This window comes from Pseudomonas sp. 05N434, assembly GCF_056396965.1.
Map to the genome: position 1 here is coordinate 14,831 of NZ_JBFTMK010000004.1, position 20,449 is coordinate 35,279.

Annotated in this window: 14 protein-coding genes and 1 pseudogene; 3 read left to right on the plus strand and 12 right to left on the minus strand. The window is 61.9% G+C overall.

The window, feature by feature from the left end; all coding sequences use genetic code 11:
* Positions 1-166 precede the first annotated feature (166 nt).
* The gene (gene mhpT / locus AC1DLB_RS00505) at positions 167-1,393 is read left to right on the plus strand and encodes a 3-(3-hydroxy-phenyl)propionate transporter MhpT (RefSeq protein ID WP_477784470.1); all 1,227 of its coding nucleotides are present in this window, start codon (positions 167-169) and stop codon (positions 1,391-1,393) included.
* 58 nt (positions 1,394-1,451) lie between these two features.
* On the opposite strand, the gene AC1DLB_RS00510 is transcribed toward mhpT, so the two are convergent.
* From AC1DLB_RS00510 to AC1DLB_RS00555, 10 genes are all read right to left on the minus strand, one after another.
* Positions 1,452-2,912 carry an amidase gene (locus tag AC1DLB_RS00510; RefSeq protein WP_138867367.1) on the minus strand — a complete coding sequence of 487 codons (1,461 nt, stop codon included), beginning with the start codon at positions 2,910-2,912 and terminating at the stop codon, positions 1,452-1,454.
* Between the two features lie 16 nt (positions 2,913-2,928).
* The gene (locus tag AC1DLB_RS00515) at positions 2,929-4,176 is read right to left on the minus strand and encodes an MFS transporter (protein ID WP_477784471.1); all 1,248 of its coding nucleotides are present in this window, start codon (positions 4,174-4,176) and stop codon (positions 2,929-2,931) included.
* 10 nt (positions 4,177-4,186) lie between these two features.
* Positions 4,187-5,122, minus strand: coding sequence for a SphA family protein (locus AC1DLB_RS00520; RefSeq protein ID WP_477745568.1), 936 nt, complete (start codon positions 5,120-5,122; stop codon positions 4,187-4,189).
* A gap of 78 nt (positions 5,123-5,200) precedes the next feature.
* Positions 5,201-6,184, minus strand: coding sequence for a helix-turn-helix domain-containing protein (locus tag AC1DLB_RS00525; protein ID WP_064617340.1), 984 nt, complete (start codon positions 6,182-6,184; stop codon positions 5,201-5,203).
* A gap of 144 nt (positions 6,185-6,328) precedes the next feature.
* Positions 6,329-8,752, minus strand: a complete 2,424-nt coding sequence (locus AC1DLB_RS00530; protein ID WP_477744369.1) for an efflux RND transporter permease subunit — start codon at positions 8,750-8,752, stop codon at positions 6,329-6,331.
* A 52-nt stretch (positions 8,753-8,804) separates the two neighbouring features.
* Entirely contained in the window at positions 8,805-9,905 is a 1,101-nt protein-coding gene (locus AC1DLB_RS00535) for a WD40/YVTN/BNR-like repeat-containing protein (RefSeq protein WP_477744368.1), read from the minus strand.
* Between the two features lie 70 nt (positions 9,906-9,975).
* Complete coding sequence (locus tag AC1DLB_RS00540; protein WP_018927881.1) at positions 9,976-11,337, minus strand: DUF1329 domain-containing protein; 1,362 nt, start codon at positions 11,335-11,337, stop codon at positions 9,976-9,978.
* Between the two features lie 15 nt (positions 11,338-11,352).
* A complete protein-coding gene (locus AC1DLB_RS00545; protein WP_477784472.1) occupies positions 11,353-12,756 on the minus strand; it encodes a DUF1302 domain-containing protein in 1,404 nt (467 codons plus the stop codon).
* 185 nt (positions 12,757-12,941) lie between these two features.
* Complete coding sequence (locus AC1DLB_RS00550) at positions 12,942-13,709, minus strand: coniferyl-alcohol dehydrogenase (RefSeq protein ID WP_086945708.1); 768 nt, start codon at positions 13,707-13,709, stop codon at positions 12,942-12,944.
* Between the two features lie 71 nt (positions 13,710-13,780).
* Entirely contained in the window at positions 13,781-15,256 is a 1,476-nt protein-coding gene (locus tag AC1DLB_RS00555) for a benzaldehyde dehydrogenase (RefSeq protein WP_477784473.1), read from the minus strand.
* A 293-nt stretch (positions 15,257-15,549) separates the two neighbouring features.
* Here AC1DLB_RS00555 and AC1DLB_RS00560 point away from each other — a divergent pair, with 293 nt between their 5' ends.
* Positions 15,550-17,325 carry a sigma 54-interacting transcriptional regulator gene (locus AC1DLB_RS00560; RefSeq protein WP_477744367.1) on the plus strand — a complete coding sequence of 592 codons (1,776 nt, stop codon included), beginning with the start codon at positions 15,550-15,552 and terminating at the stop codon, positions 17,323-17,325.
* A gap of 211 nt (positions 17,326-17,536) precedes the next feature.
* Positions 17,537-17,704 (plus strand): annotated as a pseudogene (locus AC1DLB_RS00565) (TetR/AcrR family transcriptional regulator); the annotation flags it as partial.
* Between the two features lie 93 nt (positions 17,705-17,797).
* Here AC1DLB_RS00565 and AC1DLB_RS00570 read toward each other — a convergent pair.
* Both AC1DLB_RS00570 and AC1DLB_RS00575 read right to left on the minus strand, forming a co-directional pair.
* A complete protein-coding gene (locus tag AC1DLB_RS00570) occupies positions 17,798-18,901 on the minus strand; it encodes a polyamine ABC transporter substrate-binding protein (RefSeq protein WP_477784474.1) in 1,104 nt (367 codons plus the stop codon).
* A 39-nt stretch (positions 18,902-18,940) separates the two neighbouring features.
* On the minus strand, positions 18,941-20,278 hold the full coding sequence (locus tag AC1DLB_RS00575; RefSeq protein ID WP_477784475.1) for an alginate export family protein: 1,338 nt from the start codon (positions 20,276-20,278) through the stop codon (positions 18,941-18,943).
* Positions 20,279-20,449: the final 171 nt, after the last annotated feature.

The following is a 20,449-nucleotide window of genomic DNA, read 5'->3' on the forward strand; positions in this document are numbered from 1 at the left end:
GTCATCACATTGATTTAAATGAAATTAATGGCATTTTTCAGTAAAAAACCTTGGTCATTCATTTTTTAGTTATCTTTGTTAATCTTAATTTCAGCCTGCTATCGCCTACAGCAATCAGGCTCGCGTTCCCCCGTAAGCCCCAACAAAAACAATAATGAGGTTCGCCATGGACACCCCATCACGTCGCACGACGCTGACCATCGCCCTGTGTTTTATCGTTGCACTGATCGAAGGCTTCGACCTGCAAGCCGCTGGCACTGCCGCCGCAGGCCTGCGCCAGACCTTTGCCCTGGACCCGAAAATGATGGGTTGGGTATTCAGCGCCGGCATCATCGGTTTGCTGCCGGGCGCCTTCTTCGGCGGCTGGATCGCCGATCGCATCGGCCGCAAGAAAATCCTCATCGGCGCCGTGCTGCTGTTCGGCGTGTTCTCCCTCAACACGGCCTATGTCAGCAGTTTTTCCGGCCTGCTGCTGGCGCGCTTCATGACGGGCCTGGGCCTGGGTGCCGCCCTGCCCAACCTGATCGCGCTGTGTGCCGAAGCCGTGGGTGAGCAACGTCGCGGCACCGCGATCAGCATCATGTATGYCGGCGTGCCGTTGGGCGGCGCGCTGGCGGCGGTGGTCGCCATGCTGTTTGCCGAGCATTGGCAGATGACCTTCATCATCGGTGGTCTCGTGCCCTTGCTGGTGGTGCCGTTGATGGTCCTGCTGCTGCCTGAGTCCAGCGCCTTTCGCCAGCAACAAGGCAGCGTCAACGTGGCGCGCGCGTCAACCGGCCAGGCGCTGTTCGGCGAAGACCGGACCCGCGTCACCCTGGCGTTGTGGCTGAGCTACTTCTTCACCCTGACCGTGATGTACATGCTGCTCAACTGGCTGCCATCGCTGTTGCTGGAACAGGGTTTCAGCAAACCCCAGGCAGGCCTGGTGCAGATGCTGTTCAACATCGGCGGCGCCCTCGGTTCCCTGCTCGGCGGACTGCTGCTGGATCGCTGCAACGGCATCAAAGTGGTGCTGTTTGTCTACGCCGGGTTGCTGGCGGCGCTGGCTGGAGTCGGCCTGTCGGTGGGCATCGTCCCCATGGCCATCGCCGGTTTTTCTGCCGGGTTGTTTGTGATGGCCGCGCAGCTGGTGCTTTACGCCCTGGCACCGCCGTCGTACCCGACCTCGGTGCGCGCCACCGGCGTCGGTGCTGCGGTGGCGATCGGTCGCCTCGGATCAGTAGCCGGGCCCTTGGCCGCCGGGCAGATTCTGGCGGCCGGGGCCGGCACAACCGGAGTTTTGCTGGCGACCTCGCCCGGACTGCTGATCGCAGCACTGGCGATCATCAGCGTGATTGCCCGCTCGGCCGAGCCGCCGTTGCGTACGGCGAACCCGGTTGCGGATAAAACCTGACCGGGGTGCACTCCTTGTAGCAGCTGCCGAGCCTGCGTGGCTGCTGCTACAGATCGTGTTACGGCGTGGTGCGCAGGCACGCATTCACCGGCGGTACGCGCTGCCGCCAGGGCTGAGCCTGCTCCAGTTGTGCGGCCAGGCTCAGCAAGGTCGCCTCTTCGCCGAAGCGGCCTGCGAAGTGCGCGCCCATGGGCAAGCCTTGCGGGCTCCAGTGAAGCGGTACCGACATTGCCGGTTGCCCACTGGCATTGAACAACGCGGTAAACGGCGAGTAACTGTGGAAGCGCTCGATCAATTCATCGAGACTCAAGCGGTCGTCCCGCAGGTCCAGCTCGCCGATCGGTACCGGTTCACGGGTCAGGGTCGGGCTGAGGATCAGGTCGTAATCCTGCATGAACAGCGCCAGTTGCCGGCCCAGGGCATGAATCCACTCCACCGCTGCCGCGTATTGCGCGCCACTGACCCCGCCCTTGTCGCGCAGAATGATCCGCGTACGGGCTTCCAGCTCCTCGGGCTGTACAGGCGCGCCACGCAATTGGCCCAACAGGTCGACGTAGTTTCGCGTGCTGGCACCGATGATAGTGAACACCTGGTCAAGAAACTCAGGCAGCACCACCGGTAACCGGGCGGGTTCTACCCGATGCCCCAGCGACTCACACAGGCTCGCAGCCTGACGCACCGCCTCCAGGCTTTGTGTGGAAGTCGGCCAAGACCCGATCTGCTCCACCAGGGCGATACGCATTGGCCGCGGAGTCTGTTGTACAGCAGTCACATACGGTTGCGCCGACAGCGGCGCAGCATAGGGCGCACCCAAATCGATTCCCGCCGTAGCGTCGAGCAAAGCCGCGCTGTCACGTACCGATAAGGTGATGCAGTGGTTGGTGCCCATGCCCGCCCAGCCCTCGCCTATCATTGGCCCGGAGGGCAGCAAGCCACGGCTTGGTTTGAGGCCAAAGACTCCGCAGCAGGACGCCGGCACCCGCAACGAACCACCGCCGTCATTGCCATGGGCAAACGGCACTACCCGCGCAGCCACCAGGGCCGCCGCCCCGCCGCTGGAGCCGCCAGCGCTGTGCTCGGTGTTCCACGGATTGCGGGTGGCGCCGAAACGTGTCGACTCGGTGGAATAGGATGTGCCGAACTCCGGTGCCGTGCTGGTGCCGACGATCAGGCAACCGGCGCGGCGCAGGCGGATCACCACCTCGGATTCGAAATCGGCGCGGGCCCCGCCCAGCGCCAGCGAACCATTGGTCATTGCGGCACCCTGCACCGGCGCGAACAGGTCCTTGATCAAGGTCGGCACACCGGCAAACAGTCCGTCCCGAACCTGAGGTTCGAGCGCTGCCTCGCGGGCCTTGTCGTAGAGCCGCTCGGCCACTGCGTTGAGTTGCGGTTCAACCCGCTCCAGTCGCTCGATCACTGCGTCGACCAGCTCCACGGGCTGCACTTCACCACGCCTGACCCAAGCGGCCAGGCCGGTGGCGTCTTCCTTGTCCAACAACTGATGGATGTCTTGCATGTTTGATACTCCGGATCTATTTCAATGACGAATGGGTGGATGGCACGGAAGAGTTCGAGCGGCGGCGCGATAACCCGGCGATCGCCCAAAGCAACGCGGCAGCAAGACTGGCAAAGGCCAGCCATTCGATGGCGTGACGCAGGTCGCCGGCAAATGCGCCGAGCATCGCCACCACCAAGGGGCTGACGAACTGACCGAAATACAGGCACGCGGTGAAGCCTCCCAATCCCCGACCACGGGTTCTAGCACTCAAGGCCTCCATCATCGGCGCCATGACATTGGGCACCAGCAATCCCGCGCCCAGGCCATGGATCACCACCGCCAACACCACTTGGTTGTAGCTTTGCCCGCGCATCAGCAACCACAACCCGAGCGCCAGCAACAGCAGCAACACCGCATTGGTACCGGCGATCCCCAAGCGTCGACGCAGCAGCGGCCAGGCCAGGGAACCGCCCAGGGTAGCCAGCAGGCTCAAGCCGGCGGACAGGCCAATCAGGGTGCTGGATGTGACCCCGAGACCCACCAGCAAAATGGGCGTCTGTACCGGCACCACAAAGCTCAGCACCATGCCCGCGAGGATCAGCAGATAACCCAACACCAGCGGCAGAATCGCCACCCGCTCCGGTCCCTGGACCTCAACGGACGGCTGCGTACGAACCGGCTCCCAGAGCACCTTCACCATGGCCGGCACCAGCAGCAGCGGCAGCAAATAGAGGAGGAACGGCAAGCGCCAGGAGTGCTCGCCCAAAGCGCCACCAACGACGAAGAACAACGCACCGACCAAACCGATGGTGACCACCTGACGATTGATGTAGCGCAAGCGTTCCTCGCCCTGCCAATAGTCGCCGATCAGGGTCGCGCAACAGGTCATCACCGCCGCCTCGGCCACCCCGAACAGCAGGCGCACGGCAACGATGGACTGCAGATCTCCCAGCACCGCCGGCAACGCGCCGAGCAAGGCATAGAGCAAGGTGGCGATCACCAGCAACGCCTTGCGCCCGACTCGATCGGCGAGCCAACCGGCCAGAGGCGCGCACACCGCAATCGCCAGCGCCGGTCCGGTGACCGCCAGTGGCACCAGCAGGTCGGCCCGGGAAGTGAGCGGCCCGAACTCGGCGCCGAGTTTGGGCAGGATCGGCGCGATCATCACCGAGCCCATGATGGTCAGGCTGCTGCCCAGCACCAGCACCAGCCCTTCGYGGCGTCCCGTGGCCTGAYGCACGACAGGCGTCGCCAGGGTTGAAGCGCAATGCACAGAAGTCATGGTCCGGTCCTCAGAAACTTTGGGAAACGCGCAAGGCGACGGTGTAGCCTTCGGCGCGGTTGCTCGCGCCCTGCTCTTTGTAGAGGTGCAGCCAGACCGGCGGCAGGCCCGGTTTGACGTAGCTCACCGCTGGTCCCACAGCCAGCACCCTGGCGCGATTGCCACTCGTCAGGCCCGGGGCGTCGTCATCGGTGAACTGACGGTAGTAGTACCCGCCGATACCGGCGGTCCAGGGGCCGAAGTGCTGGCCCACGGCGAACTCATGCCGGTACTCCACGCCGTTCTTGTAGTCAGTGGCAGGGTTGCGCGTGTTGATGTCCACCTCGAAGCTCGATGACACCTCGAAGCCGGTGTCACTGATGTAAGTGGCATTGACGATGGGGGAAAAAGTCCAGTGATTGAGCCCGGGGGAAATCAGCCGGTTCTTGTCGTAGTCGCCGGTGGGGGTCTGGATCTGAAACTGGGTGTTGACGAACAGGTTGGGCGACAGGTTCCACTGCAGGATCAGCGGCAGAAACTGCACGTCTGCCAGGCGGAACGGATCGGCCTCAAGCTTCAACGGACCGCCCGGCGTCGGCACCTCCAGGGAAGCATCCATCTTGAAGAAAGGCACCACCGTGCCGAAACCGTATTGGGCGCCGAGGACGCTGTAGTCCGTCATGCGCATATAGGCGAGGCCGATGGACAGCACGTCCAGGGAGAAGTTGTTGTCCAGAGAACGACCGTGGCGGTCCTTCTGCACGTTGGCCGAATAGAAGGCCGTGCGCAGGCCCAGGGTGCCGAATGGCGTGGCCGGCGGCATCATCCCGGCGCCGAAGTCATAGACGCCTACCGCGGTGGTCGGCGCTCCGTTTTCAGTGGCCTGTGCTCCGGCGCACAGGCCGAACAGCCCCAGGGTAAACACAGTGACGCGGCTGATGCCTGAGTTGTTGTTCTTGTGATTCATCGAATGCCCCTCCCAACCAAATGGTGTGGGCCATCCTAGTAACGACTCCGGTAGGCGGGTTATCCGTTTTCAGCACAGTTAATGGCGACGCAAGGTCTGTGAGGGCGTCTCTCCGAACAGTGTGCGGTAATCGCTGGCAAAGCGACTCAGGTGCCAGAAGCCCCAACGCGCCGCCACCTCTTGCACCCCATGTTCATGGGGGCTGTCACGCAGTTCACGACGCACTGCATTGAGGCGCAACGCCCTTAAATACGCCACCGGATTGATACCCAGGGTTTCCTGGAAACAGTACTGGAGTTTGCGTCGGCTGGCGCCGATGTGATTGCACAGATCGAGGATCGACAATGGTTCGTCCAGATGCCCCAACGCGTATTCCCTGGCACGATCGACCATGCGTTTGCGCGCCGTCGGGTTAAGGGGCGCGGCCTGATCCGGCGCGACCAGCTCCAGCAGTTGCACCATCACGGCATCGCGAATGCCATGACGGATCGCCTCATAGCCCAGCAGGCTGTCGTGGCCCTGATCGGCAGCGGCCAGCTCGTCGAACAGCGCCGCCAACTCAGCCTGCACCGAGGAAGCCCCCAGACGGTAACACTTGGGAAGATCGGTAATTCGAAACCGGGCGCCCTGGCGCTCCAGCACATGTTCAAGGGCCTGGACATCAACCGCCACCCCCAACAGATCCAGATGTTCGGGCGTGCGCAGATCGGGCAAGTGATCACCATGGGCCACCAGCAGGCTCGCATCATGAATCGGATGCCCCGCACAAAACACCGCCCCCTGAGCGCTCAGCGGCACGCTGAAGGTGATGGCTCCCTTCCAGGCGCTGCCACTCTTGAGCATCGCCTGATTAGAGCGGTCGCGCGCCAGTTGCATCCATCCGGCGCGAAACTCGATCAACTCGCCTTCAAAGCGCCCGGGCGTCAGCTGGTCATAGCGTACCTGCCAGCCGTCCATGTTCTGTGCGTGCTGATCGATGTCGTTGGTGCGATAACGATGAATCGCCGCAGTCATGTCCGGCGTACCGGTGGCGCCTTCCACGCTAGGGTTATTGTTATTCATGGACCTTTCCTGTTGGGCACACAAGGCTTGCAGACTGTTGGGGAGGCAAGTTCCATTCCGCCGTAACAGGCATTGGCGCAATTGTGCCGAAAACGGCTAGTCGGTCCTCACTGTCCCCGTCCTCGTGTAGCGCTTGCCGAGTCCTCAGCCCTCCTTGACCAACAGCCCATGCCGGCTCGCTTCAGGCTTTTTTGCGAAGACCTTCTGCGGCAGCAGCAGCCAGGCCAGGGCCGGCAGCAGGATCAGGGCGCCGAGCATGTTCACCAGGAACATGAACGCCAGCAGAATCCCCATGTCGGCCTGGAACTTGATCGGTGAGAACGCCCAGGTCGACACCGCGACCGCCAGGGTCATGCCGGTCAGCAACACCACTTTGCCGGTGAACAGCAGCGCCTGGTAATACGCCTGGGCCAGGGTGTCGCCGGCACGCATTCGAGCCAGGATTACACTCAAGACATACAGCGCGTAGTCGATGCCAATGCCCACGCCCAATGCGATTACCGGCAGGGTTGCGACTTTGACCCCCATGCCCAGCCCCACCATCAGCGCCTCGCAAAGAATCGAAGTGAGCATCAGCGGCAGCATCGCGCAAAGGGTTGCGCGCCAGCTGCGGAAGGTCAGCAGGCACAACAGGCTGACCGCGCCGTAGACCCAGAACAGCATCTCGCGCATGGATTTTTTCACCACTATATTGGTCGCGGCTTCGATCCCGGCGCTGCCGGCGGCGAGCATGAATTTGACCTCTGGCATCTGATGCTCGCTGATGAATTTCTCGCTGGCCTGCACCACCCGATTCAGGGTATCGGCCTTGTGATCGGCCAGGTAAACGTACAGCGACAACATCGAGCAGCCCTGATTGAACAGCTCCCTCGGTGCACGGGTTTGCACGGCGCCCAGCGCACCGTCATTGGGGATCAGCTCATACCATTTGAAGTTGCCTTCGTTGTAACCGGCCGTGGCGATTTTGCTCAGCGCCGCCATCGAGCTGGTCGACTCCACGCCGGGCAATTGCTCCAGCTGCCAGGCCAACGCATCCACTGCCGACAGGCTCGCGTAACGGGTGCACTGATCTTCCGGAGTCTTGATCATGACCACGAAAATATCCGAGCTGGCCGCATAGTTTTGGGTCATGAACAGCGCGTCGCGGTTGTAGCGCGAGTCAGCCCGCAACTCCGGAGCGCCGGGATCGAGATCACCGATCTTCAGGTGCAGGCTCACGGCAAAACCGAACGCTGCCAGCAGCAGACCGCCCAGAATGGCGCAAATAGCCCAGCGCCGCTGGGTGAACAAATCGAGCACGCGCCACAACGGATGCTTGATCTGTGCCTGCAGTTCGGCGTTTTCCGAACTCAGGCTGCGTTGCGCCGCTGCCGGGCTGACACCGATATAGCTGAGCAGGATCGGCAACAGAATCAGGTTGGTGAAAATCAGCACCGCCACGCCGAGGCTGGCGGTGATCGCCAGATCCTGAATCACCCGGATATTGATCAGCAGCAGCACCGCGAAGCCCACCGCATCACAGAGCAACGCGGTCATGCCGGCCGCGAACAGTCGGCGGAAGGTATAACGCGCGGCCACCACCCGGTGGGTGCCGCGACCGACGTCCTGCATGATGCCGTTCATCTTCTGCGCGCCGTGGCTCATGCCAATGGCGAACACCAGAAACGGCACCAGCGCCGAGTACGGGTCCAATTCATAACCGAGGGTGGCGAGCAGACCCAGCTGCCAGAGCACCGCCACCAGCGAACACGTCACCACCACCAGCGTGCTGCGCGCGCAACGAGTGTAGCCAAACAGCACCAACACCGTCACCAGTACCGCCACCACGAAGAACAGCAAGACCTGAGTCAGCCCCTCGATCAGGTCGCCGACGATTTTGGTGAAACCGGTGATGTGAATCCGCAGGTCATCGCTCTGGTACTTGTCCCGCAGGGCTTCCAGTTGCCGGGAAAATTCGCCGTAGTCCAGGGCTTTGCCGGTCTGCGGACTGATGTCCAGCAATGGCACGAAGATCACGCTGGACTTGAAGTTGCCGGCCACCAATTGACCGACCTCACCGGAACGCGCGACGTTGGTCCGCACCTGTTCGATACTGGCCGCCGAGCCATCGTAGTCGTCGGGGATCACGGTGCCGCCATCGAGCCCCTCCTCGGTCACGGCGGTCCAGCGCGTGGTCGGGGTCCATAACGATTTCATGTAGGGCCGGTCGACACCCGGCAGCAGATAGAGCTCGTCGTTGAGCCTGGCCAAGGTGTCGAGATAGTCCTTGGTGAAAATGCTGCCTTGTTTGACCTCCACGGCGATCCGCAGCGAGTTGCCCAGGCCGCTCAACTCACTGCGATTCTCCAGGAAGTTGGCGACATAGGGATGCCCCGTGGGAATGGTTTTCTCATAACTGGCATTGATGCCGATGCGCGTGGCTTGCCAGCCGAGCACCAGCGTCACCAGCAGACACAGCAGGATCACCAGCGGTCGATGGTTGAAGATCGCCCGCTCGGCGAAGTTGCCCGACGCCTGGTCGAAGTCTGCCAGGCGGCCGATCACGGTTTGGGTTTTGTCGTCTTTCAAGTCTGACTCCTGTTGCACGGGCCGTGGCCCGATAGCGCTGCACCGTGAAGATTCAAGGTTTGCCAGAGGCTCGTGGATCCTGGTCAGCGGCCACACCGCTCAAACCGACGCTGGCCAGGCTGCCGTCGGCCGCCTGTTGCACGGCCGCGACAGTCCCGCCGCTGCGGCTCTGGCGTTTGTCGAAGCTACGACCTTGGTCATGGCTGAATAAAAGTTCGCCGCCCTGGCTGGCCAACAGCAGGCTGCCATCACGCAGTTCGATGGCGCTCGCCAGTGTCGATTCGATGCCGGTGTCGAGGCGTCGCCAACTGCCGCCACGGTCATCGGACCACCAGGCGTTACCGCGCAAACCATAGGCAATCAAGGCGCCGCCGCGAGTGCCGAGCAGGCCGAAAAAGCTGCCTTCATAAGGTGACTTCAAGGCCTGGAATGAATGCCCGGCATCGGTCGAACGCAACAGCAAACCGCGCTCCCCCACCAGCAGCAGATCGTTGCCCGAGACGCGAATGCCATACAGGTTCAAGCCCTGCGGATTGTCCACATGCTGCATCCACGGCTGCCAGCTTCGCCCACCGTCGTCGGTGCGGTAGATCTGGTTATAGGCGCCAACGACGTAGCCATGCAGGCGGTCACTGAAGTACAGGTCGAGGAACGGTTTGTCCGGTCCGTCGTCGAGCATCTGCCGGGCCTGCGCCAGGTTGCCGGCGCCGCCCGGCTGATCGGCATCGCGCTCAGCGGCCTGCACCGCCAGCGCGGCGGCGCGTTCACCGTCGAGTTGCTTGTGCCAGGTTTCACCGCCGTCCTCGGTGTGCAACACCACGCCCAGATGACCGACTGCCCAACCCTGCTCGGCATCGACGAACTGCACCGCCGTCAGGCTGACGCTGACCGGCACACTGGCCTGGCGCCAATTGACTCCAGCGTCATCCGAGAGCAGCACGATCCCGCGCTCGCCGACCGCCACCAGTCGCTCGCCGGCCCGGGTCAGCCCGAGCAATGCCGCGCGCTGGGCCTTGGCGGTCGACAGTGCCGGCTGCTGCAGTACGGCAAACGTGCTCGCCTGGGCGCTGAACACACACGCCATCAAACCCAATGCCAGGACGCAGGCGCCCCGGCGCAGGCCAAAGCCTGCATAGCGTTTTTGCCCCATCATGTCTTTATCCCACTCGCAAAGTCACAGGCGACCGCAGCGCGCACCCTCACCCGCCGCGGCCTCCCCAGGTTCAACGCATGTTTTCGTTGGCCATGGCATCCGGTGTGAAATAGGACGCCGAAGGTTTCGCGACTTTCTGGTACTGGACCGCCAGATCGTTGCTCGAGGAGTTGAGGAAGTAAGCCCCGGTGTCGAGGTTGTAGCTGCCCCACATGACCTGCGCGGTGAGGGCCGGCAGGTCCGGCGCCAGCAGCGTCAGCGAATACATCTGCCGTCCGAGTTTGCCCTGCGCGTCATACCCGTCGGCCATCAGGATCTGCCAGGAGTCTTCGTCGATGTAGTAGGTGCGACGCGGCACCACATGGCGCTTGCCGGATTTGAGCGTGGCCTCGACCACCCAGACCCGATGTTTCTCCCAACGCACCAGGTCAGGATTGAGGAAGTTCTGCTTGACCAGGTCGTCGCTCTTGGCCAGGCCGGCGCGGTTATTGTTGTAGGCGACGATCAGTTCTTTCTTGCCCATCAGCTTGAGGTCATAGCGATCGGTAGGCCCGAACAGCATGAACGCTTCGTCGAACAGACCGACCCCCGAGGTCACGAAGTCCGGGGTGTCGTAGGCAATGTTCGGCGCACGACGCACCCGGCGCTGACCGACCAGATACTGCCAGGCCGCGCGGTTGGCCGGGTCCAGGTCCCAATGGGTCATCAGGCCTTCACCGGCCTTGGACGATGGCAACTCGGTCAGCAGCTTGCCCACCAGGTACTTGCCGGAAAAGTTTTCCAGGCTGCCGTCTTCGACGTAGTAGGGAAACTGGTAGGTGTACTGGGCGCGGGTTGCCTGGACTTTCTTGCCGCCGGCGGTCATCAGCCAGGTATCGAAAGGCGAGCTGATGGTGTCGCCGCCCTGCCAGGACAATCGATAGTTCCACAGCACTTGCGTACCGTTTTCCGGGATCGGGAACGGGATGCCGCCATAGGCGCCGGTGACTTTCTCGCTCGCCACGTCCAGCGTGGCGCGGGTGGCATTCTTGCCGGTGTTGTCATACACCCATTGCGGGGCTGCCGCCGAGCGATGGGTCGGGTAGACGTCCAGGCGATAGTCCGGGTATTTCTTCAGCAGCAGTTTGGTGCCTTCGGCCAATACATTGGCGTACTGCTCCATGTTCGAGGCCTTGATCGAATACAGCGGTTTTTCACCGGCGAATGGATCGGGACGTTTGTCACCTGGCTTGTAGCCAGGCGCGACCTTGGTGTAACCGCCTTGCCAGGCCGGGATGCTGCCATCGGCGTTGCCGGCGCGCTCGCCACCAAGGGGTGTCAGTTCAGTCTTCAAACGTGCAGCCTGCTCAGGCGACACGGCCGCCTGCGCCAGGCTCATGCCGGCAAGGGCCAGGGTGAGGACGCAAGTGTTGAGAAATGCTTTGTTCTGCATGGCGAATCCACCTTATTAGAATGAGGTTTTCACGTAGAGCGAGACGAAGTCGCGGTCGGCCAACGACTGCCCGTAACTGAAATTGCCGTCCTCGCGGGTGGTGTTGGCATCCAGCGCGGCGGCGTTCTCGGTCACGCTCAGGGTGCGGTTCCAGGCCAGCTCGGCCAGTGCCGAGCCGCCATCCCAAAATGCGGTGGGCGATAACAGGTAAATCGCCGACAGGTTGGCGTGAGCGGTTTTGCCCCTGGCAAACAGTGAGTTATCGTCGCCATCGGCCGCCACGCCAGGGGCCACCACTTGCAGATTGCTCACCAGCGGCGCGTTCCAGCGCACGGAAGTTTCACCGGCAAAGTTGAACGGCCCATAAGCGGTGGAGAAGCTGACGCCGGCAGTCTTGATGTCTTCGGCGTAGACCTGACGATAGGAACTCAGGATCGGCAACCCCGTGGCGGCCGCAGCCGCACCGTCGAGGTAGGCGTACAGGCCGGTCGGGGTTTTGTCATGATACTGCGCAGCGTAGAAACCCAACTCCAGCTCGGTGCCGGTCGGCTTGAAGCGGATCTGCATACCGCCCTGCCCCGAATTTCGCGGTTTCAAATCACCGCCATTCACCGTGTCGTTGCCGAACACTTCGCGCAGTGAACCGCTGCCGTAACCGATGGCATCGATATCGCTCAGGTAGCTGCCGGCGCCGGGCACATTGGAGCGTTCCCACTCAAACTGGTAGTAAGCGCCCACCGACAACTGCGGGTTGATCTGCAACTGCCCGGAGATCTGATTGACCGGACGCAGGATCTCCTTGAACTGGGTCCCCGGCACGCTGAGCAACTTGACCACATCGGTCGGGCCCTGGGCATTGGCAATGCCGTTGCCACCGTAAAACAGGCTTTCGCCGTAGATCAGGCTGTGTCGGCCCAGACGCACCACGCCCTGGGAGTCTTCACCGAGGTCACCGCGCAGGAACACGAAGGCGTCGAGAATTTCCGCATCGCGACCGTGGAGCTTGCGGGTTTCGCTGAGGAAATGCGTTTGCTCGCTGCTGTCGGTGCCCTTGTTGTAGATATCGTCGTACCAGGCTGCGCCGCTCACGCGCAGGCCATAGTTTTGCCGGCTGAGGTCCATTTCGGAAAACAGGTCCAGACGATTGGAGACCAGGCCACTGCTGAAGTTTTTATCACCCTGACTCTGGATCGAGGGATACAGGCCGTTGGCGGTCGGTGCGTTGACCAATCGGCTGTCCTGCCCCTGAAGACGCCAGGCCTGGCTGTACTTGATGGTGTTGTCCCAACGCAGTTTCCAGTCGGAATCACCAAGGTCCATTTGCATGGCCTCGACCCTTTCGACCATCACACCGGCGCTGCATAACGCCAGAAACAGGGCGCAATGCTTGAAACGAAAGCAACGTTTAACGTTGTCCATGGACGCTCCTCATTATTTTTATTTTTGCCTGTGCATCTGTGGCGAGGGGGCTTGTCGGAACGCCGCATCGCCCCGTTGGGGCGCGCAACGGCCCTCAAGTAGAACCGGTGCACCGGTTTACGACTGCTTCGCAGCCGAACGGGAGCAAGCTCCCTCGCCACAGCCGCTGTCTACTGGTGTGCATTTCAGATGTAGGTGGAGGCCAATCCGCCATCGACGGCCAGGTTGACGCCGTTGATCCAGCGCGACTCGTCGGCACACAGGAAAGCGATCACCGCCGCTACCTCATCGGCATAAGCGGGGCGTTTCATGCGATGGGCATCGGCCTGGGTTCGGGCCTCACCGAGCATGCTCACGAAGTCGCCGAGGATCGGCGTGAAAACCGGACCTGGCGCGACGCTGTTCATGCGCACCGAATGTTCGAGAAACCAGGGTTGTGCCTGCAGGTAATTCCAGACGATCAAGGCTTCCTTGAAATACTGGTAGCAGGTCTGGTCCGGTACCGGGTGCTCGGCCAGCCAGGCCTGCCCGGCGGCGAAACCTTCGATGCGCGCCAGCGCCTTGTGCTGTTCCAGACGTAACGGCCACTCGGCGCCGAGGATCGAGGCGATATTGACGATGCTGCCGCCAGCGTTGATGCGTGGCAGCAACGCGCTGCTCAAGTGGCGCAATCCCAGGTAGTTGACCCGCGCCAACAGTTGCGGGTTTGCAGTGCCCGGCACCCCGGCGATATTGCACAGGCTGTCGATCCGTGCCGGTAGCTGCGCCAGCAACCGGTCGATGTTCTCGGCACTGCTCAGATCGCCCTGAACAAAACCATCCAGGGTCATGTGCGGCGCCTTCAGGTCCACGCCAATCACCTGGGCGCCGTGGCTGCGCAGCAGGCTTGCCGTGGCCGCGCCGATACCCGAAGAGACGCCAGTCACCAGCACAATCTTGTTGTCGAGTTTCATGTTGAGTCCTCTTATTATTTTTGTGTACTCGGTGAGCCGACCTACCTTGTCGGCCCGGCAAAACCGGCCCGTCAGAACGGGTAACGCGGCGCCTTATCCTTGACCGTCACCCATTGCCATTGGGTGTATTCATCCCAGTCGGCCGGGCCGCCTACGCTGCCGGCATTTCCTGAGCTGCCGCGTCCGCCGAAGGGGTTGATGCATTCGTCGGCCACTGTCTGGTCGTTGATGTGCAACAGCCCGCAATTGAGTTGCTCGCCCATCGCCATCGCGTGCCCGACCGAAGGCGAAATGATCCCCGCGGACAAGCCATACTCGGTGCGGTTGGCCAGGTCGATGGCCTCATCGTCGCTGGCAAAACTCACCACCGTGGCCACCGGGCCGAAGATTTCCTCGTCGAACGCGCGCATGCCCRGGCGCACACCGGAAAGCACCGTGGGTTGGTAGAAGAGCTGCTCATACTCGCCGCCGGCTTGCAGAGTTGCCCCGGCCGTCACACTCTCCGTGACGATTTCATGCACTCGCAACAGCTGGCGTTTGTTGATCAACGGCCCCAGCACCGCCTCACCGCGAGCGGCATTGCCAACCGTGATTGCCCGTGCCTTTTCTGCCAACYGGCGGACCAGTTCTTGTGCAATCGACTCATGGGCCAGGATGCGTCCGGTGGCCATGCAAATCTGCCCCTGATGCAGCCAGGCACCCCAGGCGGCGTTACTGGCCGCCAGTTCGAGATCGGCGTCTTCGAGCACGATCAACGAGTTCTTGCCGCCCAGCTCCAGGGCGACTTTTTTCAGATGACGCCCAGCCAGCTCCGCGACTTTGCGCCCCGCTGCGGTGGAGCCGGTGAACGCGATCATCCGCACATGCGGATCGCGGCACAGCGCTTCTCCGGCTGGCGCTGCACCCGGCAACACCTGCAGCAAGCCCTTGGGCAGACCGGCCGCCTCGAACAACCGGGCAATGATGAAACCGCCACTGACCGGGGTCTGCGGATCGGGCTTGAGCACCACGGCGTTGCCCGCCGCCAGCGCCGGCGCCACCGAACGCAGGGACAACACCAAGGGAAAGTTGAACGGCGAGATCACCCCGACCACGCCATGGGGCAACCGGCGTGCATAGGACAAGCGCCCCGCTTCGCTCGGCAGAACCAGACCATGGGGTTGCGACAGCAGCCCGGCCGCCTGATGCAGCAACACGATCGCCTCACGGACCTCATGTTCACCCTTGAACAGACTGCCGCCACTTTCCCGGGCGATGTACAACGCCAGTTCGGCAAAGTGTTGCTGGGCCAGTGCGGCAGCTTTACGAAAGATCTCTGCGCGTTCCCGTGGCCCCAATGCCGCCCAGGCCGGTTGAGCACGAGCGGCGTTCAGGCTGGCAAACGCGATGTCCGCTGCATCGGCCAAACCGGTGACGGTCAACACCTCGCCGGTGGCCGGTTCGATGACGCTATGGCTGCCGCCCAATGGACGTAGCCAGTCACCATTGAAGATGCGTTCACGCCATGGCTCGTCCCGCAGAAAATCAGATGGTTCACTTACCGACATTTCGGTCTCCCGGCTCTTGTGTTTGTCATTGCCTGACGCGGCCTTGCTAAAACGATGCAAGGCGTCTGCGTGGTGAAAGCGCTAGAGCAAGGGCTGTGCCGACTTCCTGCGTCGCGCCGCATTTCAAGTGGCGAAGGCTCTGGCTTGCGGGCTGTAGAGGGGTGTTTGCGAATAGGACAAGGTGCTTGGCGTACAGCCGGCAGCTCGCCACTTGTCCAAATGATAAAGTTATGTTTAATAACTGTTTTGCTAGTTGATCATTTCGACCAGTCGACTCGCTCAGGGGCATAACAATGAACAATCCCCATTCGCTGCTTCCTCATCTTGCCGTGCAGGAGGAGCATTTCTCGCCCCGAGGCGACAGTACCCAACTGGCCGAAGGCAACTCACCGACCCTGGCCGAGTTGACCGAATGCCTGTTCTTTTCCCCTGTTGACGGACGTATCTGGCTCAACGACCAGCGCATGCTGCTATTGCACAGCTCATCCTTCGGCGCGCTGCGACGGGAAATTATCGAGCGCCAGGGACTGGAACAGAGCCGCGGCCTGTTTACCCGTACCGGCTATCTCTCCGGCGCGCGCGATGCGCGGCTGATCCGCGAGCGCTGGCCAGACGCCGACGCCGCGGCGGTTTTCTCGGCCGGCACGCGTCTGCATACACTCGAAGGCATGACCAAGGTCGAACCCCTGCACTTCAAATTCGACGCCGACTCAGGCTTCTATGAAGGTGAATTCCTCTGGCACCACTCCTGTGAGGCCGACGAACATATCGCCGCCTACGGGATCGGCCAGGATCCGGTGTGCTGGACCGAACTGGGCTATGCCATCGGTTATGTCAGCGGGCTGTTCGGTCGTCTGGTGATCTTCCGCGAAACCGAATGCCGGGGCATGGGCCATGAGAGCTGCCGGGTGATCGGCAAGACCGCCGAACAATGGGGCGATGTCGAGCAGGACCTGAGTTATCTCACTGCCTCACCCTCAAGCGCCGAGCCCAAACAGCCTCAAGCCCCGGCGCCCGCCCCCCAGGATGACGACAGCGAAAACCCCGGCGGGCCAAAACCGATTGGCGCCAGCGCGGCCTTCAATGCCGCTACCCTCGCCTTGCAGCGCGTGGCGCCGACGCCCGCCACGGTGTTGTTCAGCGGCGAGTCCGGGGTCGGCAAAGAGTTGTTCGCCCGTCAGTTGCATCAGTTCAGCCCACGCCATCGAGCACCTTTCGTGGCGCTCAACTGCGCCGCCATCCCGGACAATCTGATCGAGGCTGAGCTGTTTGGTGTCGAACGTGGCGCCTACACCGGCGCGACCCATTCGCGCCCCGGACGCTTCGAGCGCGCCCAGGGCGGCACGCTGTTTCTCGACGAAATCGCCAGCCTCAGCCTGCCGGGTCAGGGCAAGTTGCTGCGTGCATTGCAGGAGCGAGAGATCGAGCGCATCGGCGGTGGCCAGCCCATCAAGGTCGACGTCCGGGTGGTGGCGGCCACCAATGTCGACTTGCGCAAAGCCGTGGCGGCCGGAGAATTTCGCGAAGACTTGTTCTACCGGCTGAATGTCTACCCCATCGTGCTGCCACCGCTGCGCGAACGTCGCGACGACATTCCGTTGCTGGTCAACGCGTTCCTGCGGCGCTTCTGTCAGGCCTACGCCCGCAAACCCGCCGGCCTGACCATGCGCGCACTCAAGGTGTTATTGCGCTATGACTTCCCCGGCAACGTACGGGAACTGCAGAACCTGGTGGAGCGCGGCCTGATCGCCAGCGAAGACGGCCAAGCCATCGATCTGGTCCACCTGTTTCGCAACGAACCCATGCCGCAGGATGCGTACTCTCTGGACGACAATGGCAGCCTCGCCGCAACCGACCAGAGTCCCACCGGCACACAGCCTCGCCCGGCCTTGCTGGAGACCCTGGCTCGCCTGGAACACGGCTTCTCCATTGAAGGGCTGGAGTCGCGCCTGATCGATGAAGCGCTGCAAAAAAGCCAAGGCAATCTGGCCGCTGCCGCGCGACTGCTGGGTTTGAGTCGTGCGCAGTTTGCCTATCGACTGAAAAAATACCGACAGGCATCGGCTTGATTCAGACGGACCAATGCACGGTGAACAGTGTGTAAAAGATTAATGAAATTAACTATAAAACCTGAGGACTCTCGCCATCAGCCAACGAGACTTTTCGCTTCCGGGATAACCGCGCACTACAGAAATTAGCGCTTTAAAAATTTTACCCGATTAAGTATTTTGCATGGATGATTGGGCGACATGCGCCCCCTTTATTCATAGCGACATGGGCGGCAAGCTACGCGCCGACCTCAACGTCGACCTGGCCGCCTTCCTGTTGAACGACTACTCACACCTGCAGTTGTTCAGGCTGGTCAACCAGGAACAGCCGGACATCGAGTCACACTCCGCCCAGGTAAGGCGTATCACCGAACTGCTCTTTTACGGAATGCGGGCCTGAGAACGCCAGCCTCCTCCCAGACTGGCTGCATGCCATAGCCGAGGCGCGTCTCGTTGCTGGCGAGCCCGACGTCACGACGCCGGGCCACAATGATCAGCGGTTGGTCTTGATGGTGGTCCAGGTGCGGGTGCGAATCCGCTCCACGGCTGCCGGCATGGGCTGCAGAGCGAACAGTGTTTTGCGCGCTTCGTCCGGCACATACATGTTGGGGTTATTACGGATCTCGGCGTTCACCAGTGCGGTGGCGTCCTTGTTCGGATTGGGGTAACCGATCTTGTTGCTGATCCGGGCAATGACGTCAGGGCGCAGGATGTAGTTGATGAACTCATAGGCTTCTTTGGTATGGGGGGCGTTGGTCGGCACCATCATCACGTCCGACCACATCGGCGCGCCTTCCTTGGGTAACGCCATCTCCACCCTGACGCCCTTGCCGGCCGCATCGGCCAGTTGCTTGGCCAGCGCCACGCCACCCGACCAGCCGACGGCTACGCAAATGTCACCGTTGGCCAGGTCCATGCCGTAGCGTGAGGAGTTGAAGTAGGTGATGTGCGGGCGAATCTTCATCATCGCCGCCTGGGCCTGCGGGTAGTCTTCGCGCTTCTGGCTGTTGGGGTCGAGGCCCTTGTAGTGCAAGGCGATGGGCACGATTTCGTTGGCTGCGTCGAGGAAACCGACACCGCAACTGGCCAGCTTGGCGAGGTTCTCTTCCTTGAAGATCATGTCCCAGGTGTTCATCTGCACATTGGCGCCCAGGACTTGCTGAACCTTGTCGACGTTGTAGCCGATCAGCGTGGTGCCCCACAGGTACGGTGCCGCGTAACGGTTGCCCGTATCACCCGCGGCTTCCAGGGTTTTCATGAACTCCGGGTCCAGGTGCCGCCAGTTCGGCAGCTGGTTGYGGTCCAGCGGCTGGACGGCACCGGCGGCGATCAGGTGACTCAGGTTGGCGCTGCCGGGGTACACCACGTCATACCCGGAATTGCCGGTCAGCAGCTTGGACTCCAGGGTTTCGACACTGTCAAAAACGTCGTAGACCGGACGGATGCCCGTTTCCTCCTGGAAGCTCTTGAGCACTTCAGGTGGCAGGTATTCGATCCAGTTGTAGATCCGCACCGTGCGCTCTTCAGCCAGGCACACCCCGCTGGCCAGCAACGACACTACAGCGCCCAATAAGGTGTTACGCAAAAACATGTTCATGGTTAAGCACTCCTGCGCGGCCGCGAAGGCTCGCGGCACTTAATAGCGGTAGGTGAAGTACAGTTCCAGCGCGCTGAATTTCTGGTCATCGCCGAACACCTGCCTGGCAGCGGCCAGCGGCTTGACCCAGTTATAGGAGAGCGACGTATAGAACGACGGCGTCGGGGTCCAGTCGAGGAAAACCACACTCTCGTCCGCAAAGCGCCGATCACTGACCTGCGCACCCATGTAGTTTTTCTCGTCCAGCCAGAACTGATAGTGGATCGCGCCGAGGGTCAGCGTTTCATTGAGGTGGGTCTTGAGCGAGAACTGCTGGACGTTTTCGTTGCTGTTGAACAGCAGGTAGTTGCCGACGACATCCCCCACCAGCCAGGTGCTCCAGTCGACGAAGCCCTTGCTCAGTGACTCCCAGGCTTTCTGCCGGTTGTCGGCGAGGTTGTCGTCGCCGGAAAAACTGGCGTAGCGATAGCCGATCACCGGGGTCAGCGGCAACGTGTTGAAGGCGTAATCCGCCTGACCGTACCAGGCGTTGGCCTCGTAATCCACGCCTTCACCACTGCCCCGTTCCACGGCGTATTCGGCATTCAGGGTCAAGTCCGGCACGCCCGGTACTTTGGCCTTCAACGCACGCACGTTGTACACCTGCATCCCGTCCCGGCGTCGTGGCAGTGTACTGCCCTTGGGCCCCAGCGCGTTGACCTTCATCGCCATGGCCCCCAGTGTCACCTGGTCGTCGAGGTTGTAGTCCAGGTTAGCGCCGGTCATGCGGAAGTCACCCAGATCGTCATCGACCCGCAAGGTGAAGGCCTGGGTCTTCAATGCGCCATGATCCCAGGCCAGGATGGCCGAATCCTTGAAGGCGGTTCTGGGGCCAAGCCAGTAGGCGCCGTCCTTGAGTTGGTCGAGGTTACCGTCCATGACGATGAAGCCGGTCCCGATCATGTAGTTCTGGCGACCGGCTGTGAGCGTCCACTCCCCGGCCCGGAAACCACCGTAGAGTTYTTCGGTGGCTACATCACCATCAGAGCTGCGGGTGAAGCCGCCGGCATCGCCGTCGCCAAAGGTGGTCGCCGCCACCAGCGAGCCACCGGCCAACAGGCTGAAGTCTGGCTGCAGGGCGTATTCCAGCTTGACGCCGGGCTTGACGTAGAGCTCCTGCCAGTCGATTTTCGTACCGCCATTCTTGCCACTGCGCGCATCGACGCGGCCGCTGCCGAAGTTGACGTTACGGGTGGAAAGGGTCGCACCGCCGGCAGTGAAGTTGACCTCACCCTTGAGGTTGCCATCCTCGAAGGTGTAGCCCGCCAGTGCGACTTGGGCGGTCAGGGGTAAGCTGACCGCTAAGAGCGTTCGAGAGAAACGCGTCATGAGAACCATATGAAGCTCCTGTGTGATTATTGTTGTTACAGGGCAGTGAATGGCGGCGCAAAGCGCCGCCAACACCTGGTCGAGCCAGGCGAATAGGTCGCAAACTTCTTGTCGTTATGAGGCGTTTCAGTGAGTAAGGTGCGCGGCGATGGCACGCAGCATGCGCACGCTGTCAGCATC

What these genes read in the sequence shown, in the direction of transcription:
- AC1DLB_RS00550 (WP_086945708.1), bottom strand. Translation starts at nt 13,709, where the DNA reads ATGAAACTCGACAACAAGATTGTGCTGGTGACTGGCGTCTCTTCGGGT.
- AC1DLB_RS00560 (WP_477744367.1), top strand. Translation starts at nt 15,550, where the DNA reads ATGAACAATCCCCATTCGCTGCTTCCTCATCTTGCCGTGCAGGAGGAG.
- AC1DLB_RS00545 (WP_477784472.1), bottom strand. Translation starts at nt 12,756, where the DNA reads ATGGACAACGTTAAACGTTGCTTTCGTTTCAAGCATTGCGCCCTGTTT.
- AC1DLB_RS00525 (WP_064617340.1), bottom strand. Translation starts at nt 6,184, where the DNA reads ATGAATAACAATAACCCTAGCGTGGAAGGCGCCACCGGTACGCCGGAC.
- AC1DLB_RS00510 (WP_138867367.1), bottom strand. Translation starts at nt 2,912, where the DNA reads ATGCAAGACATCCATCAGTTGTTGGACAAGGAAGACGCCACCGGCCTG.
- AC1DLB_RS00520 (WP_477745568.1), bottom strand. Translation starts at nt 5,122, where the DNA reads ATGAATCACAAGAACAACAACTCAGGCATCAGCCGCGTCACTGTGTTT.
- AC1DLB_RS00535 (WP_477744368.1), bottom strand. Translation starts at nt 9,905, where the DNA reads ATGATGGGGCAAAAACGCTATGCAGGCTTTGGCCTGCGCCGGGGCGCC.
- AC1DLB_RS00540 (WP_018927881.1), bottom strand. Translation starts at nt 11,337, where the DNA reads ATGCAGAACAAAGCATTTCTCAACACTTGCGTCCTCACCCTGGCCCTT.